This window comes from Mycobacterium sp. E735 (genome assembly GCF_001666955.1).
GTDB lineage: Bacteria > Actinomycetota > Actinomycetes > Mycobacteriales > Mycobacteriaceae > Mycobacterium.
Genome location: NZ_LZIX01000156.1, coordinates 12,415 through 28,750, shown reverse-complemented (window position 1 = coordinate 28,750; position 16,336 = coordinate 12,415). Strand labels below are relative to the sequence as shown.

Sequence of the window (16,336 nt, the reverse complement as noted above, 5' to 3'; positions counted from 1 at the left end):
GTGCTGCTTGCCGCATCCCAAGAGGTCTTCGACGAAGTGCCGGTGCGCAATCCCGGCCTCCTTGCGTTCGTCCCGATCATCGACGGCGACCTGCTGGACGACTACCCGGTCAAGCGCGTGCAGGAGGGCCGCTCGCTTCCGGTCCCCCTGATCATCGGGACGAACGCAAGGAGGCCGGGATTGCGCACCGGCACTTCGTCGAAGACCTCTTGGGATGCGGCAAGCAGCACCGCGGTCGGCACGTCGGGCAACCGGTCCGCGTCGACGTCAAGCCTGTCGAGGACGGTTTCTGCGACGCGTTCAGCCCGGCGCCGGTCGTATACCGACGTGGCCGGTGAACTCTGGGCGATCGCGCGGGCGAACAGTCCCTCGGCGGACGGGCTGGCGAGCAGGGTGGTCACGATCCCCGCGCCCGCGGATTCACCGAACAGCGTCACGTTGCGGGGATCACCGCCGAAGGCTGCGATGTTGTCACGCACCCAGCGCAGGGCAGCCAGCACGTCGCGCAGCCCGACGTTGGAGTCGAACCGCCGCCGCGACGTGGTGAACGACGACAAGTCCATGAAACCGAGCGCTCCCACCCGGTAGTTGACCGTGACCACGATGACCTCGCCACCGCCGACCAGCCGGCGCCCGTCGTACAGCGCCTGGCTGCCCGACCCCAGGACGTAAGCGCCCCCGTGCAGCCACACCATCACGGGCTTTCCGTCGCCCGGCTGCGTGCCGGACGATGCCCAGACGTTGAGCCGCAGGCAGTCTTCGCCCTGCGGTGCGCCCAGGTCGAGCGGCATGTTGGGGAAGACCGGCTGCGGGCACGCCGGCCCGTAGCGGGTGGCGTCGGCCACCTCGGTCCACCGTTCGGGGGGCTGCGGCGCCCGGAAACGCAGGGCGCCGACGGGCGGGGCGGCATACCGGATGCCCTTCCACGAGCTCACGCGGCCGTCATCGGCTCCGCGGACGGGACCGAAGGTGGTTTCGACCACGCGGTCTTGGGTGGTAGTCGTCATGCGTGTGGGGCTTTCCTAACCAAGGCGCTGGGTGAGGAACTCGACTACCCGCTTGCGGGCCTCGTACGCCGGCTGGCCGTCCACCTCGCGGACCTCGTCGGTCAGCACCGAATGCGCCATCCTGCCGAAACCGCCGACATTGCCCGGGCTGGAATCGATCTCGATCACCTCGAACGCGTCCCCGAGTCGCTCCTTGAGCACCGCGAAACGCTCGCGCGGCACGGCGCTGTCCTCACTGAACCGCAGACCCATCGCGCACAGGCCGTCGTTGGCGCAGCGATCGGCCACGGTGGCCAGTTCGGATTCGCTGAGGCCGGGATCGCGGCGCCGGGCCCGTCCCAGCGGCAAGGGTACCGAGGGCTGGGAAAGCACCGGGGCCAGGACGGCATCGTCGACGGCGACGGCCAGCGCGAAACCGCCGGTGAAGCATTGGCCGATCACGCCGACGCCCTTGCCCGGGGTCGACGCGTTGAGGTCACGGGCCAGCGCGCGCAGGAACATCGACACCGGCCGCTGCTTGTTCGTCGCGAAGGCCGCGAATTCCTTTGCCACACAAGCGCGGCTGATCGAGGAGGCGATGTAGCCGACCGTCTTGGCTTTGCCCGGCTCGCCGAACAGCGACGGCATCGCGACCGTGAAGCCGTTGTCCACGAGGTGATTGCCCAGGGCCAGCACACCGGGATGGATCCCGGGGATTTCGGGTATCAGCACGACGCCGGGGCCGCTGCCTTTGCGGTAGACGTCATGGGTGTAGCCGCCACCGGTGAACGGCGCCACTGACCATCCGGACAGATCCGCTTGGGGTGCAGTCACGCTCGGCCTTCCTTCAGCGCGCCGGTAACGGCGGTTGCGATTGCGTCGCCGAAGCCAGCGTACGGAATTGATCGGTGTCACCGGCACCGGTTATCGCAATCTGGGTGGCTCCGGACGGGCCGGTGAGCCGGGTGGTCCACACCGGCTCGGCGTCCGCCCCGCTTTGGCCGCCGCCGTTGTAGACGACCCAGGTGGTCCCGGCGACGTCGACCGTTCCGGCGGGATAGGCCGACCGGTGGATCGAGCCCACCAGTTTGTCCTCGTCGGCGTTGCTCTGGGTCAGGCTCAGATACATCCCGGTCGGGCTGATGTAGCCGACGATCGAGGTGGCCGCGTTCACCCGCTGGCCGGTCGCGGGGTCGGCGCGGCCGCCCTGGATCCCGCCCCGGCTGCCGGAGTTGGCCTGCCAGCCGGCGGGCAGCTTGGGCTGCCGGATCGGGAAGCCCAGCGTCGCGGCGTCGGCACGCAGGGCGCCCGACGCGTCGTAGGACGGGACCGCGCCCTGGTGACTGCCCAGCTGGAAGGAGCACATGCCCACCAGGCCGGCCAGCAAGATACAGCCGAGGACCAACGGCATCAGCGACCAGAACATGTCGCGGCCGTCCTGCAGCAACCGCGGTTTGGCCGGCCTGGCAGCAGGTCCGGCCACCGGGGCCGGCTCGCCGGCTACCTCGGCATTCGGCGGCAGCTCTTCGGTCATCCCCCGAGTATCCCAGTTCCAGCAGACCGATCCGCTTCTGGGACAATCACCAACCATGACAGTTGAGGGCGACCGCCCGGCCGGGCGGCCACGTGGTGAAGCCCCGGACCGCAACCTGGCACTGGAACTGGTGCGCGTCACCGAGGCCGGGGCCATGGCCGCGGGCCGCTGGGTGGGCCGCGGTGACAAAGAGGGCGGCGACGGCGCGGCCGTCGACGCCATGCGTGAGCTGGTCAACACCGTGTCGATGCGCGGCGTGGTGGTCATCGGCGAGGGCGAGAAGGACCACGCGCCGATGCTCTACAACGGCGAGGAGGTCGGCAACGGCGACGGGCCGGACTGCGACTTCGCCGTCGACCCGATCGACGGCACCACCCTGATGAGCAAGGGCATGCCCAACGCCATCTCGGTGCTTGCGGTCGCCGACCGCGGCGCGATGTTCGACCCGTCGGCGGTGTTCTACATGAACAAGATCGCCGTCGGGCCCGAGGCCGCCAACGTGCTGGACATCACCGCGCCGATCGCCGAGAACATCAAGGCCGTCGCCAAGGTGAAGGCGCTGTCGGTGCGGGACATGACCGTGTGCATCCTGGACCGGCCGCGGCACGCGCAGCTGATCGAAGACGTCCGGCTGACCGGCGCCCGCATCCGGCTGATCACCGACGGGGATGTCGCGGGCGCGATCTCGGCCTGCCGGCCCGACTCGGGCACCGACATGCTGGCCGGGATCGGCGGCACCCCGGAAGGCATCATCGCCGCCGCCGCGATCCGGTGCATGGGGGGCGCCATTCAGGCGCAGCTGGCGCCGAAGGACGACGAGGAGCGCCAGAAGGCGATCAACGCCGGCCACGACGTCGATCGGGTGCTGACCACCGAGGACCTGGTGTCCGGGGAGAACGTCTTCTTCTGCGCCACCGGCGTCACCAGCGGCGACCTGCTCAAGGGCGTGCAGTACTACCCCGGCGGCTGCACCACGCAGTCGATCGTGATGCGGTCGAAGTCGGGCACCGTGCGCATGATCGAGGCCTACCACCGGCTCTCGAAACTCAACGAGTACTCCGCCATCGACTTCACCGGCGACAGCACTGCCGCCTATCCCCTGCCCTGACCGAAAACCAGCGAGGACTGCAACCTATGGCCGATAGCGCCACCGACACCGAATACCGCATCGAGCACGACACCATGGGCGAGGTCCGGGTGCCCGCAAAGGCGTTGTGGCGCGCGCAGACCCAGCGTGCGGTGGAGAACTTCCCCATTTCGGGCCGCGGACTGGAGCGCACCCAGATCCGCGCGCTGGGCCTGTTGAAGGGCGCCTGCGCGCAGGTCAACAAGGACCTCGGGCTGCTGGCACCGGAGAAGGCGGACGCGATCATCGCCGCGGCGGCCGAGATCGCCGACGGCCGGCACGACGACCAATTCCCCATCGACGTCTTCCAGACCGGTTCGGGCACCAGCTCGAACATGAACACCAACGAGGTGATCGCGAGCATCGCGGCGGCCAACGGCGTCACGGTGCACCCCAACGACGACGTGAACATGTCGCAGTCGTCCAACGACACCTTCCCGACCGCGACCCACATCGCGGCGACCGAGGCCGCGGTGCGCCACCTGATCCCGGCGCTCGAGGTGCTGCACGAGGCGCTGGAGAGCAAGGCCCGCGAGTGGCAGACGGTGGTCAAGTCGGGCCGCACGCACCTGATGGACGCCGTCCCGGTGACGCTCGGCCAGGAGTTCAGCGGCTACGCCCGCCAGATCGAAGCCGGCATCGAGCGGGTGCGCGCCACGCTGCCGCGGCTGGGCGAGCTGGCGATCGGTGGCACCGCGGTGGGCACCGGCCTCAACGCCCCCGACGGTTTCGGCGCCAAGGTGGTCGAGACGTTGATCGCCTCCACCGGCCTCAACGAATTGCGCACGGCCACAAATTCTTTCGAGGCACAGGCCGCGCGCGACGGCCTGGTCGAGGCGTCCGGCGCGCTGCGCACCATCGCGGTGTCCTTGACCAAGATCGCCAACGACATCCGCTGGATGGGCTCGGGCCCGCTGACCGGCCTGGCCGAGATCCAGCTGCCGGACCTGCAGCCTGGTAGTTCGATCATGCCGGGCAAGGTGAATCCCGTTCTGCCCGAGGCGGTTACGCAGGTGGCCGCGCAGGTGATCGGTAACGACGCGGCCGTCGCCGTCGGCGGTCTGTCGGGCGCGTTCGAGCTCAACGTCTACATCCCGATGATGGCCCGCAACATCTTGGAATCGTTCAAGCTGCTGACCAACGTATCGAGGCTGTTCGCGGAGCGCTGCATCGTCGGGCTCAAGGCCAACGTCGACCACCTGCGGGAGCTGGCCGAGTCGTCGCCTTCCATCGTGACGCCGTTGAACTCGGCGATCGGCTACGAGGAGGCCGCCGCGGTGGCCAAGCAGGCGCTCAAGGAGCGCAAGACGATCCGCCAGACCGTGATCGACCGCGGGCTGATCGGCGACAAGCTTTCGGAGGAAGAACTCGACCGCCGCCTCGACGTCTTGGCGATGGCCAAGGTCAAGCCGGCGAAGTAGGCGGGTGTTGCAGCGATGACGACTCCGCCCGGCGGCCCCTACGGTCAGGGACCCTACGGAAACCCCTATGGGCAGCAACACTATTGGGGCGGCCCGCCGCAGGGCGGCCCGCCGCAGGGCGGCCCGCCGCAGGGTGGCCCGCAACCGTACCCGCCGACCGGTCCCTACCCGTACCCGCCCCAGGGCTATCCGCAACCGGGACAGCCATTCCCGCCCGGGCCGTATCCGCCGGGGCCGCCACCGCGCGGACCTGGCTCGAAGCTGCCCTGGCTGATCGTCGGTGGCCTCGTCATCCTGGCCGTCATCGCACTGGTGGCGACCCTGATCGTGATGCGGGGCGGCAGCCACGGCAAGTCCCCGACCGCTGCGCCCTCGACGTCCACCAGCACCAGCAGCCAACCGAGGGGCCAGCAGACCGCCACCGATTGCACCCCGAACGTCTCCGGCGGTGAGATGCCGCGGACCGACTCGATCACGGCCGGCAAGCTCTCGTTCCCGGCAAGCTCGGTGCCGCCCAACTGGACCGTGTTCTCCGACGACCAGAACCCGAACCTGATCGGCGCCGTCGGCGTCGCCCAGGAAGTGCCCGGGGCCAGCCAGTGGATGATGACGGCCGAGGTCGGCGTCACCAACTTCGTCGCCAGCATGGACGTCACCGCGCAGGCGTCGAAGCTGTTGCAGTGCATCGCCAACGGACCCGGCTACGCGAACGCGCAGCCCACACTCGGCCCGGTGAAGTCGTCGTCGATCACGGTCGACGGAACCAAGGCCGCCCGCGCCGACGCCGACATCACGATCGCCGACCCCACCCGCAACGTCAAGGGCGACTCGGTCACGGTGATCACCGTCGACACCAAGCCGGTCACCGCCTTCATCGGCAGCACCCCGATCGGTGACGCGGCGTCGGCTGGCATCATCGGCAAGATCATCGCCGCGCTCAAGGTGAACAAGTCCTGACGCGGTTCCGGCGCCCTACCTCGTCGGCGCCGAGACCTGGGTAGCTTCCGAGCGTCCCCGCAGGACGGTGGAATAGCACTCGGCCCAATGCGTTTGCTCGGCCTCGCCGGCCCGCTCGATTGCTCCCGCCGCACACAGAATCCGCCGGTCGGCGGTCTTCGCCAGATCGGCCAACCGCGCGGCCTCGTTGACCGCGTCGCCGATCACCGTGTACTCGTAACGGTTCTCCGCGCCGATGTTGCCGGCGAAGACCCGGCCCGCCGAGACGCCGATGCCGAAATCGACGGGCAAGCGCCGCAATTGGGTACCCAGGGCGCGGGCGGTCGCCAGTGCGGCGGACGCAGGCTCGCTGGTGGCCAACGGCACTCCGAAGACGGCCAGCGCGGCATCCCCCGCGAATTTGTTGATCAGCCCGTGGTGTTCGTCGACGGCGTCGACGACGATGCGGAAGAAATCGTTGAGGATTTCGGCAACCTCTTGGGGCGGAAGGTTTTCCGCCAGCTGCGTCGATCCCACCAGGTCGATGTAGAGAACCGCCGCCTCGACCACGTCTCCCGACAGCGAGGCGCCCTCGTTGATGGCGCGCTGGGCGACGTCGGCCCCGACGTGGCGCCCGAACAGGTCGCGCAACCGGTCTCGCTCCGCCAGCCCGGCCACCATGCGGTTGAAACCCGTTTGCAGTCGCCCGATCTGGGAGCGTTCGTAGGCCCCGACGTAGGTTTCCATGTGGCCGTGCTCGACCTCCGCCATCGCGTCGACGACCTCGCCGAGCGGATCCGAGATGGATCGTGACGTCAGGATCATGGTCGGCAGTCCCAGCACCAGCGCCGCCAGCGCGACCACCAGGATCGGTATATCCAGCGACGTCGACTTCTCGATCAGCCAGCCGTACGAACGGAGCACGACCAGCGTCGCGATCACCCCGATCGGGAAGGCGCTGCACAGGAACCACAGCAGCACCAGCCGCGCATACACGCCCGGCACGGTCATCCGCGGTTCGCAGCCGAGCGTGGCGGCGCGCATGATCGGCCGCAGGACGCGCTGCGCCAGCAGCATCGCCGTGCCGGCGGCCGCGGGTCCGCCCAGCAGCGCGCCCAGGGCGATGGGCAACAACAGCTGCGCCCCGCCTCGAAGATTGAGCAACATGAAGATGGTGCCGGTGACGGCCCAGGCCCCGAACAGGATTGTTGATTGGCGACCTGGCAGCTTCAGTGCCGCTTCCCGCTGCTCCTGGGTGGGCTCGGCCCCGGCGACAAACCAGCGCAGCGTCGGGGTCGCGCTCACGACGCCCGCCGCCGCGACGCCGGCGACGCCGAGCGTGACGAGCACCAACACCGCCGCCGTGTTGTTCTTCGCGAAGTCCGCATTCTCGCCGATGGAGGTGTGGCCCCGCAACGGGATCAAGATGGCGGCCGCCTCGATGACGGCCAGAAAGTAGGACAGGGAAAGATCCAACCCGTATTGAATGGCTAACCGACGGAGGGACTTTCGCTGCAATGCCGTGTGGGGGCCGGCGTTCCGAAGCCAGGCGGCCGTACGCGTCCCAACGCTTGTGCTAGGCACCGTTGTTGGGTCCGCCCGAGTTCTGGCCCGGGATGTCGGTGATCGGGAAATTGGGCATCGGCTTGGGCGACGGCGTGTTCGGCAGGGTGGGGATGTCGCTCGCCGGGATGTCGTGCAACTCGTTGGCGGGCGGCCCGTTCTCGCGGCTGCCGTAGCTGCTACCGGGCGTCCGCGGGCCGAGCAGTTCGCTGACCGTCACCATCCGGTAGCCGTTGGCCTTGAGCACCGGAAGGAATTGGTAGACCAGGTCGACGGTGCTCGAGTAGGTGTTGTGGAACAACACCACCGAACCCGGCTTGATGTACGTCATCAGCATGTAGCGCGTCGCGGCCGTGTTCGAGTCGTTGGCCCAATCGAACGGGATGACATCCCAGAGGATTTCGGCGAGGCCGAACGTCGCCGCGGTCTGCCGCACCGCGTCGCTGGACAAGCCGCCCGCGGGGCGATACAACGTCGGCGTGCGCCCCGTCGCGGCGGTGATCGCGTCGTTGGCCTTGGCGAACTGGGGGGCGATGTCTTCCGGCGGGATGGTCGCCATGTTGGGGTGCTCCCACGTGTGGCTGCCGATCTCCATCCCCGCATCGGCGATCCGCTTGGCGCCCGCCGGGTTGGCGGCGACCTTGTTGCCGATCAGGAAGAAGGTCGCCTTCGCGTCGTTGTCCTTCAGGATTTGCAGCAGCCGCTCGTCGAAGGGCCCGGGCCCGTCGTCGAACGTCAGCGCGACGCACTTGACCACCGAGCAGCTCAGGTTGTCGGCGCGGGTCACATGGCCGGTCAGCCCGCCGATGACCAGCACGGCGACGGCCGCGACGACACCGACCACCATGCGCCCATAGCGCCAGGCCTGGTTGTCGGGTCGTTTCGGCACCGTCGAAGTTTATCGAACGCGTGGCCAGGCGAAATGCGCCGTCACTGCGGGCCGGCGATCTCCTCGAGCATCTCGGTGACCAGCGCGGCGATCGGCGACCGCTCGCTGCGCAGCAGCGTGATGTGGGCGAACAGCGGGTGCCCCTTGAGCTTCTCGATCACCGCGGCGACCCCGTCGTGCCGGCCGACCCGCAGGTTGTCCCGCTGGGCGATGTCGTGCGTCAGCACCACCCGCGAACCGGCGCCCAGCCTGGACAGCACCGTCAGCAGGACGTTGCGCTCCAGCGACTGCGCCTCGTCGACGATCACGAACGAGTCGTGCAGTGAGCGGCCCCGGATGTGGGTCAGCGGCAGCACCTCGAGCATGCCCCGGGAGAGCACCTCCTCCAGCACCGCCGGGCTGGCCAGGCCCTCGAGCGTGTCGAAGACCGCCTGCGCCCAGGGGCCCATCTTCTCGCTCTCGCTGCCCGGCAGGTAGCCCAGCTCCTGGCCGCCGACGGCGTAGAGCGGGCGGAAGACCACCACCTTGCGCTGGGTCCGCCGTTCCAGCACCGCCTCCAGGCCGGCGCACAGCGCCAGCGCCGACTTGCCGGTGCCCGCCTTGCCGCCCAGCGACACGATGCCGACGGACTCGTCGAGCAGCAGGTCGAGCGCCACGCGCTGCTCGGCGGACCGGCCGCGCAGGCCGAACGCCTCGCGGTCGCCGCGCACCAACTGGACGCGCTTGTCCGCGTTCACCCGGCCCAGCGCGTGCGAGCTCCCGCCGAGAAGCCGAATGCCGGTGTGGCAGGGCAGGTCTCGCGCCTCGGCCAGGTCTATCTCACCCTCGGCGAACAGCGCGTCGATGTCCTCGGTCGCGGTCTCGATCTCGCGCATCCCCGACCATCCGGAGGCCACCACATCCTGCGCGTGATACTCGTCGGCGGCCAGGCCGACCGCGGCGGCCTTGACGCGAAGGGGAATGTCCTTGCTCACCAACGTGACTCGCCTGCCCTCGGCGGCGAGGTTGGCGGCGCAACTCAAGATCCGGCAGTCGTTGTTGTCGCTTCGGAACCCGGCGGGCAGCACCGCGGGATCGGTGTGGTTGAGCTCGACGTGCAGCGTACCGCCTTGCGCCCCAACGGGAATGGGCTGATCAAGCCGTCCGTGCACGAGCCGGAGATCGTCGAACAAACGTAACGCCTGACGGGCGAACCACCCCAACTCGTGGTGATGCCGTTTGGCCTCCAGTTCGCTGATCACCACCAGCGGGACCACCACCTCGTGCTCGGCGAACCGGCTACACGCCCAGGGGTCGGACAGCAGCACGGAGGTGTCGATCACGTAGGTCCGGATTTCGGTCACGTAGCGCTCCTCGAGCGGGGTAAGCCCGCGCGGACCCGCACAGGCATGTCGGCGGGAACTGCGGCACCAGGACCGGGGCCGGTCCTTCCGTTGTGATGACGGGAGGTGCCGCCCTGGCAGCTGAGCATGACGCTGACCATCGAGAACGACGCTACTCTCGTCGCCGCTTTGCAGCAGCGCAGGCGCGCCGAGGTCTAAGCGCTCACGCGCGAGAATCGGCTAGCTGATGACGAACTGCTTGAGGGCGGGCTCGTCGGCGACACCCCATGCGGTGATGCGATCCGAGATCGCCTGCCGCAGCTGCTGTTGGTCGAAGATGCCCGCATCGGCGACATTACGCAGCTTGTCCCGATAGGAGTCGATGTCCGCGCCGGGCACCTGCAGGTCGGCGGCGCGGGCCGCGATGGCGGCAATCGTCTCGTCGCGGGTGTACTGCAGGCAGTGCTCGACGAGGTTGGAGAAGAACAGTTCGTGCCGACGCTCGTCGCGTGCGATGCGGTCGATGAGCCCGGCCAGGATGGGCTCTTCGAGCTTCGCGGCCAGGTTCTCGCAGAAGACGGCGTAGGTGCGCTCGGAGAAAGCCATGTGCACCAGGGTCTCGACCTGCGTGTAGGTGTCCGCGCGGTAGCCCTTCATGACGTACTCGACCCGGGCCTCCTCGTTGGCGGTCGGGTCGACCTCACGGGTGACCACCAGGTATTCGCGCAGCGCGATGGTGTGCAGGTGCTCCTCGGCGGTCCACCGGCCCAGCCAGCGACCCCACCAGTCTTCGAGGATGAAGTGCTCGACGAGTTCGCGGTGGTGTCCGGCCAGGTTGTCCTTGAGCAGCAGCAGGATCTCGCAGGCGTCCGTGTACTCGCGGGGAAGCGTCGCGTCGGACGGCTGCCAGTCCCGTCCACCGAGGAAGGCGAAGTTTTCGCCGCGGTCGAACGGCACGTAGTCGTGGGCGAACCAGATTTCCTCGGTGTTGAGGTGGCGGTCCATGTTGGCCTCGCACACCGGCTCGAGTTCCAGGGTCAGCGCGTTAGCTACAGGTTTCTGTGCCATGCGGTTACTGTAACTCGCATACACAGGTTCGTGAAATCGCCCGGCCCGTGTCGTGACAACTGGTGACTTTGGTCCCTGATCCGCCTCAGCGGTCGACCAGCGTCCACTCCTCGAGGCCGTCGTACAGCGGAAAGTCACGGGCGAGGCGGGTCACCCGCTGGCGCAGGGCCGTCAGGTCGGCCGCGGTGCCCGCCGCCAGCGCCGTGGCGATGACGTCGGCGACCTCGGTGAACTCCGCATCCCCGAAGCCGCGGGTCGCCAGCGCGGGCGTCCCCACCCGCAGGCCCGAGGTCACCATCGGCGGCCGGGGGTCGTTGGGAACCGCGTTGCGGTTGACCGTGATGCCGATCTCGTGCAGCAGGTCCTCGGCGGCCTTGCCGTCGAGCGGGGAGTTGCGCAGGTCGACCAGCACGAGGTGGACGTCGGTGCCGCCGCTGACCACCGACACGCCGGCCTTGGTGACGTCGGGGGCCGTCAGCCGGTCCGCGATGATGCGGGCGCCCGACAGGGTGCGCTGCTGGCGGTCGGCGAACTCGGGGGTGCCGGCGATCTTGAGCGCGACGGCCTTGCCCGCGATGACGTGCATCAGCGGTCCGCCCTGCTGGCCGGGGAAGACCGCGGAGTTGATGGACTTCGCGTATTCCTGCTTACCGAGGATCAGGCCGGAACGTGGGCCGCCGAGCGTCTTGTGCACCGTCGTGGACACCACGTCCGCGTGCGGCACCGGCGAGGGGTGCAGTCCGACGGCGACCAGGCCGGCGAAGTGCGCCATGTCCACCCACAGCTTGGCGCCGACCTCGTCGGCGATCGAGCGAAACGCCGCGAAGTCCAGGATCCGCGGGTAGGCGGACCATCCGGCGATGATGACCGCGGGGCGGAACTCGAGCGCCTTGGCCCGCACCGCGTCCATGTCGACCAGGTGAGTCGTGGGATCCACACCGTAGAAGCCGGTTTCGTAGAGCTTGCCGGAGAAGTTCAGCTTCATCCCGTGTGTCAGGTGACCACCGTTGGCCAGGTCGAGGCCCAGCAAGCGGTCCCCCGGGGTCATCAGCGCGTGCAGGACGGCGGCGTTGGCCTGCGCGCCCGAATGCGGCTGCACGTTGGCGAAGTCGGCCCCGAACAGCGCCTTGGCCCGGTCGCGGGCGATGTTCTCCACGACGTCGACGTACTCGCAGCCGCCGTAGTACCGCCGGCCGGGCAGCCCCTCGGCGTATTTGTTCGTGAGCACGCTGCCCTGGGCCTGCAGCACCGAGCGCGGCACGAAGTTCTCCGAGGCGATCATCTCCAGCGTGTCGCGCTGGCGGCCCAGCTCCTTGCCGAGCAGCTCGGCGATGTCGGGGTCGACCTCGGCGAGCGGGGAGGACATCACAGAGGTCGAGGGCCGGGCGTCGGGTGCAGCAGTCACGGCGCCAGTCTATCCAGCGACGGTTTAGCCAGCCCAGCCGTCGGGCGCGCGTCCGCCCCTGCAACACTTGCACCATGCCGCGGCTTAGCGAGCCGAGCCCCTATGTGGAGTTCGACCGAAAGCAATGGCGCGCGCTTCGCATGTCGACGCCGCTGGCCCTCACCGAAGAGGAATTGGTTGGCCTGCGCGGTCTCGGCGAGCAGCTTGACCTCCTCGAAGTGGAAGAGGTCTACCTGCCGCTGGCCCGGCTCATTCACCTTCAGGTCGCCGCCCGCCAGCGGTTGTTTGCCGCCACCGCGGAGTTCCTCGGTGAGCCGCAGCAAAATCCGGACCGGCCGGTGCCGTTCGTGATCGGCGTGGCCGGCAGTGTCGCGGTGGGCAAATCCACCACCGCCCGCGTGCTGCAGGCCCTGCTCGCCCGCTGGGATCACCACCCGAGGGTCGACCTGGTGACCACCGACGGCTTCCTGTACCCGAACGCCGAACTCGGCCGGCGAAACCTGATGCACCGCAAAGGTTTTCCGGAGAGCTACAACCGCAGGGCGCTGATGCGGTTCGTGACGTCGGTCAAGTCCGGCTCGGACTACGCGTGCGCGCCGGTCTACTCGCACCTGAAATACGACATCATTCCCGGGGCCAAGCACGTGGTCCGCCATCCCGACATCTTGATCCTGGAGGGCCTCAACGTGCTGCAGACCGGGCCGACCTTGATGGTGTCGGACCTGTTCGACTTCTCGCTGTACGTGGACGCCCGGATCGAGGACATCGAGCAGTGGTACGTGTCGCGGTTCCTGTCGTTGCGGGGCACCGCCTTCGCCGACCCCGAATCGCACTTCCACCACTACTCCGCGCTCAACGACACCAAGGCCGTCGCCGCGGCGCGCGAGATCTGGCGATCCATCAACCGTCCGAACCTGGTCGAGAACATCCTGCCCACGCGGCCCCGGGCCACCCTGGTGCTGCGCAAGGACGCCGACCATTCCATCAACCGGCTCCGGTTGCGCAAGCTCTAGCGGTCACGCCGTTTCGAGGCGGCGCACCCCCAGGTACTGCAGCCCGGCGAACGCCGCGGTGTACACGCCGACGGCCAGCGTGGCAGCGATCCCGGTGGCGGACAGCGGAAACACGCCCGCGGCCACGATCGCTGCCAGCGTGAACACGACGTTGGCCACGATGACGCCGATGCCGACGCGGCGCAGGTTCGGCGCCGCCGCAACGAGGAACACGGCCAAGCCGCTGAACACGAACAGGGCGCCGAGGCTGTACTCCTGCAACGACGTCAGGCCCGTCAGCGATGAAAGTGGGTCGGCGAGAAAGGCGATGGCCAAACCGCACAGTCCGGTGAGGGTGGCGTCGGCGCGCATGGCGAAACGCAACAGCGAGTCGGTCGCGTCGTAGAGGGGTCGGGTCGCCAGACCGGGTGCGCCAGATGCATACATCATGTGATTACTCCTCGCGATGGCGATTGGGGGTCGAACATCAGCGTGCCGCCGGCCCACTGCCATATCGACTCGTGGCACTGCCAACTACTGCCACGCATACACAGACCAGCGAGTTCACTCGGCTATTCCCGTTTGCGGTCCCGAATCCCGATTGTTATTCGACAGACGCCAGCCTGGCGCTCAGCAGCCCCAGCAGTCACACATTTTCGGGGACACGCGGTGTACCCGCCTCAGCGCGACAGTCGCGCCTCCGGCGGGTGCCGACCGCGGTGTCGCTGCGAGCCGGGCACGACGCCGCCGCCGGTGACTGAAGTCACGGACGCCGGGGTCGAGCGGCTAGTCGCTGGTCACGGGGACCCGGGCCCGCAGGTCCGCGGCGATCAACCGGGCGGCGGCGTTCTGCCAGTTGTGCAGCGAGCGTTGCGGCACGTCGGTCACCAACCACTGCCAGGCCTGCCGGGCGATCGGATCCAGTCCCGCGGCGGTGGCGTTCTGCGCGTAGGCGCGCACCCCGACGACGTAGGGGAAGTACAGCGAGTTGTAGTGCCGCCACTGCTCGGTGGTCCCGAAGTCGCCGGCGTCGCGCGGTTTGAGCCGCCCGATCGCCTCGGCGAGAACCGCCTTGAGCTCGTTGGCCCGCTCCAGCGGATGGTCGGGTGCGCCCCGCTCGGCGAGCCGCTCGTCGATGACGGGCAGCGCGGTCAACGGGCTGGCGACCAGTTTGCTCAGGTCGGCGTAGTGCGTCAGGGCCCGGCGGGTGAGCCTGGCGAACGTGGCGTCGTCGACGTGGTTGAGCGGATCCACCGACCGCAGCGGCAGCGCCGCGCCGGTGTTGCGCAGCGCCGCCCGATCCTCGCGCAGCGCAGGCGATTTCGAGAACGCCAGCCGGTCGAGAACCCCGGCCAGCGGATCCGCGAGCACCTGCACGGCGATCGCGACGGCCAGGCTGGTGAACAGCAGCACGGTGAGCGCGGTCTGCGCGGCACGGTCGTCGCGCGTCAGCGCCAGGCCGATCAGCGCCTGGGCGCCGAACAGCACCGCCACCGCCACCGAGCCGGCGAACGAGCGGAGCATGTCGGCGCGCAACGCCTGGCCCTCGTCGAACGCGTCCCACAGGGCCACGGCGATCCCGAGGGAGAGGACGTCGAGGCTCGTCGATGCGAGCGCAACCCAGCTGGGCACCAGGCCCAGCGGAATGATCAGGATGGCGTTGCCCAGCGCGAAGAACAGGGTCGCGACGACGGCGAGCCCGACGGCCGACCGCGGCCGGCGGGGCTGCCGCAACGCGACCGCCATCGCGCCGAAGGTGGACACCGAGATCACCGCGAACATCACCCAGTGGCCCGTGCGCAGCGGCCCGTCGACACTGCCGGCCAGCATTGCCCCGACCAGCGTCAGCGCCGCGACCCCGGCGACCAGCAGCACCTCTCGGGTGCGCGCCCTCGAACCGTCGCTGGGCCGGCACAGCTCGACGAGCACCGCGAACCACGCCACACCGGGGATCGCCACCAGGTAGATCTCGACGCGGGCGAGCAGGTGCGCGTACGCCGGGCTGACGGTCCGCACGCCGTCCAGCCCCACCACGAACGCGAAGCCGCACAGCCCGATCGCCGCCAACACCAGCACCGGCTTACGTGGATCGCGAGCCAGCAGGTACAACCCGAGCCAGCCGCTCAGCGTGAACACCACCGCCGACAGCGCAGCCATGAACCTAGTTTGTCACGGAGTCGAACGACCGCTAAGCCCCTCGGCTACTTGCCGTACCGGCGGTGCCGCTGGCTGTAGTCGCGCAGCGCACGCAGGAAATCGACCCGGCGGAATGCGGGCCAGTGCGCCTCCGTGAACCACATCTCCGAATACGCGCTCTGCCACAGCAGGAACCCGGAGAGGCGTTGTTCCCCCGACGTGCGGATGACCAGGTCGGGATCGGGTTGCCCGGAGGTGTACAGGTTTTCGGAGATGCCGTCGACGGTCACCGCGTCGATGAGCTCCTCGGCGGACGCACCGTTGGCGAGCTCCTTGCTCAGCAGCGCCCGCACCGCGTCGACGATCTCGCGACGGCCGCCGTAACCCACCGCGACGTTGACGTGGAACGGCGCCACGACGGGCGTCGACTCCACCGCGCCGCGCAGCCGCCGGGCCGGTTCCTCGCCGAGCAACTCCAGATCGCCGACGGTGCGCACGCTCCAGCGGTTGGCCGGCGCGCAGATCTCCTCGACGACATCGGTGATGATCTCGATCAGACCGGCCAGTTCCTCGGGATCGCGCTGCAGGTTCTCCGTGGACAGCAGGTAGACCGTGGTCATCTCGATGCCGGCCTCCTGGCACCAGCGCAGCATCTCGGCGATCTTCGCGGCGCCCATGCGGTAGCCGTAGCTGACGTCGGCGTAGCCGGCGTCGCGGGCCCACCGCCGGTTGCCGTCGCACAGGACCGCGATGTGGCGGGGCAGGTCGGATTTGGACGACGCCAGACCCTGCCGCAGCCGCAGCTCGTAGACGCGATACAGCGGCTCTTTGAGACGCGGCGGGATAATTTCCACGGAGACTCAGCCTACTGTGAGCTACACCAAATTCCCCCCTGCTGATCCGGCGATCTCACCGCGATGCGAACACCCCTCCGCGGCGGTTGCCGATTACTGTGGCG

Annotated in this window: 14 protein-coding genes and 1 pseudogene; 4 read left to right on the top strand and 11 right to left on the bottom strand. The window is 68.9% G+C overall.

The genetic code is table 11. The features are described from left to right. Positions 1-143 precede the first annotated feature (143 nt). The 3 genes and pseudogenes from A5704_RS12365 to A5704_RS12355 form a co-directional block, all read right to left on the bottom strand. Positions 144-1,007, bottom strand: a pseudogene (locus A5704_RS12365) (carboxylesterase/lipase family protein); the annotation flags it as partial. A gap of 15 nt (positions 1,008-1,022) precedes the next feature. Then, positions 1,023-1,820, bottom strand: a complete 798-nt coding sequence (locus A5704_RS12360) for a dienelactone hydrolase family protein (RefSeq protein ID WP_067748625.1) — start codon at positions 1,818-1,820, stop codon at positions 1,023-1,025. Positions 1,821-1,833: 13 nt separating this feature from the next. Next, the gene (locus A5704_RS12355) at positions 1,834-2,520 is read right to left on the bottom strand and encodes a DUF4245 domain-containing protein (protein ID WP_067779868.1); all 687 of its coding nucleotides are present in this window, start codon (positions 2,518-2,520) and stop codon (positions 1,834-1,836) included. 55 nt (positions 2,521-2,575) lie between these two features. On the opposite strand from A5704_RS12355, the gene glpX reads away from it, so the two are divergent. From glpX to A5704_RS12340, 3 genes are read left to right on the top strand one after another with little or no spacing between them, the layout of a single operon-like run. Next, on the top strand, positions 2,576-3,628 hold the full coding sequence (glpX, locus tag A5704_RS12350; RefSeq protein WP_067759136.1) for a class II fructose-bisphosphatase: 1,053 nt from the start codon (positions 2,576-2,578) through the stop codon (positions 3,626-3,628). Positions 3,629-3,654: 26 nt separating this feature from the next. Next, positions 3,655-5,067, top strand: coding sequence for a class II fumarate hydratase (locus tag A5704_RS12345; protein WP_067759143.1), 1,413 nt, complete (start codon positions 3,655-3,657; stop codon positions 5,065-5,067). Between the two features lie 15 nt (positions 5,068-5,082). After that, positions 5,083-6,024 (top strand): hypothetical protein, encoded by a 942-nt coding sequence (locus A5704_RS12340; protein WP_067889221.1) that lies wholly within the window; start codon positions 5,083-5,085, stop codon positions 6,022-6,024. Between the two features lie 15 nt (positions 6,025-6,039). Here the strand turns inward: A5704_RS12340 and A5704_RS12335 are convergent, their stop codons facing one another. The 5 genes from A5704_RS12335 to glyA all read right to left on the bottom strand — a co-directional run bounded on the left by A5704_RS12335 (position 6,040) and on the right by glyA (position 12,211). After that, complete coding sequence (locus tag A5704_RS12335; RefSeq protein ID WP_231969068.1) at positions 6,040-7,479, bottom strand: adenylate/guanylate cyclase domain-containing protein; 1,440 nt, start codon at positions 7,477-7,479, stop codon at positions 6,040-6,042. A 100-nt stretch (positions 7,480-7,579) separates the two neighbouring features. Continuing rightward, on the bottom strand, positions 7,580-8,455 hold the full coding sequence (locus tag A5704_RS12330; protein ID WP_067779877.1) for a polysaccharide deacetylase family protein: 876 nt from the start codon (positions 8,453-8,455) through the stop codon (positions 7,580-7,582). 41 nt (positions 8,456-8,496) lie between these two features. After that, on the bottom strand, positions 8,497-9,798 hold the full coding sequence (locus tag A5704_RS12325; protein ID WP_067759180.1) for a PhoH family protein: 1,302 nt from the start codon (positions 9,796-9,798) through the stop codon (positions 8,497-8,499). Between the two features lie 219 nt (positions 9,799-10,017). Then, a complete protein-coding gene (locus A5704_RS12320; RefSeq protein ID WP_067889218.1) occupies positions 10,018-10,845 on the bottom strand; it encodes an acyl-ACP desaturase in 828 nt (275 codons plus the stop codon). An 85-nt stretch (positions 10,846-10,930) separates the two neighbouring features. Next, the gene (gene glyA, locus A5704_RS12315; protein ID WP_067759186.1) at positions 10,931-12,211 is read right to left on the bottom strand and encodes a serine hydroxymethyltransferase; all 1,281 of its coding nucleotides are present in this window, start codon (positions 12,209-12,211) and stop codon (positions 10,931-10,933) included. Positions 12,212-12,324: 113 nt separating this feature from the next. Between glyA and coaA the strand changes: the two genes are divergently transcribed. Beyond that, positions 12,325-13,263 carry a type I pantothenate kinase gene (gene coaA, locus A5704_RS12310; RefSeq protein WP_067759188.1) on the top strand — a complete coding sequence of 313 codons (939 nt, stop codon included), beginning with the start codon at positions 12,325-12,327 and terminating at the stop codon, positions 13,261-13,263. 3 nt (positions 13,264-13,266) lie between these two features. On the opposite strand, the gene A5704_RS12305 is transcribed toward coaA, so the two are convergent. The 3 genes from A5704_RS12305 to A5704_RS12295 form a co-directional block, all read right to left on the bottom strand. Beyond that, positions 13,267-13,692 (bottom strand): hypothetical protein, encoded by a 426-nt coding sequence (locus tag A5704_RS12305; protein ID WP_067759191.1) that lies wholly within the window; start codon positions 13,690-13,692, stop codon positions 13,267-13,269. Between the two features lie 336 nt (positions 13,693-14,028). Further along, positions 14,029-15,399 carry a hypothetical protein gene (locus A5704_RS12300; protein ID WP_067889215.1) on the bottom strand — a complete coding sequence of 457 codons (1,371 nt, stop codon included), beginning with the start codon at positions 15,397-15,399 and terminating at the stop codon, positions 14,029-14,031. Between the two features lie 44 nt (positions 15,400-15,443). Further along, a complete protein-coding gene (locus tag A5704_RS12295; RefSeq protein ID WP_067302187.1) occupies positions 15,444-16,232 on the bottom strand; it encodes a (2Z,6E)-farnesyl diphosphate synthase in 789 nt (262 codons plus the stop codon). Positions 16,233-16,336 lie beyond the last annotated feature (104 nt).

What these genes read in the sequence shown, in the direction of transcription:
- A5704_RS12355 (WP_067779868.1), bottom strand. Translation starts at nt 2,520, where the DNA reads ATGACCGAAGAGCTGCCGCCGAATGCCGAGGTAGCCGGCGAGCCGGCC.
- glpX (WP_067759136.1), top strand. Translation starts at nt 2,576, where the DNA reads ATGACAGTTGAGGGCGACCGCCCGGCCGGGCGGCCACGTGGTGAAGCC.
- A5704_RS12345 (WP_067759143.1), top strand. Translation starts at nt 3,655, where the DNA reads ATGGCCGATAGCGCCACCGACACCGAATACCGCATCGAGCACGACACC.
- A5704_RS12340 (WP_067889221.1), top strand. Translation starts at nt 5,083, where the DNA reads ATGACGACTCCGCCCGGCGGCCCCTACGGTCAGGGACCCTACGGAAAC.
- A5704_RS12320 (WP_067889218.1), bottom strand. Translation starts at nt 10,845, where the DNA reads ATGGCACAGAAACCTGTAGCTAACGCGCTGACCCTGGAACTCGAGCCG.
- glyA (WP_067759186.1), bottom strand. Translation starts at nt 12,211, where the DNA reads ATGTCCTCCCCGCTCGCCGAGGTCGACCCCGACATCGCCGAGCTGCTC.
- coaA (WP_067759188.1), top strand. Translation starts at nt 12,325, where the DNA reads ATGCCGCGGCTTAGCGAGCCGAGCCCCTATGTGGAGTTCGACCGAAAG.
- A5704_RS12305 (WP_067759191.1), bottom strand. Translation starts at nt 13,692, where the DNA reads ATGATGTATGCATCTGGCGCACCCGGTCTGGCGACCCGACCCCTCTAC.
- A5704_RS12300 (WP_067889215.1), bottom strand. Translation starts at nt 15,399, where the DNA reads ATGGCTGCGCTGTCGGCGGTGGTGTTCACGCTGAGCGGCTGGCTCGGG.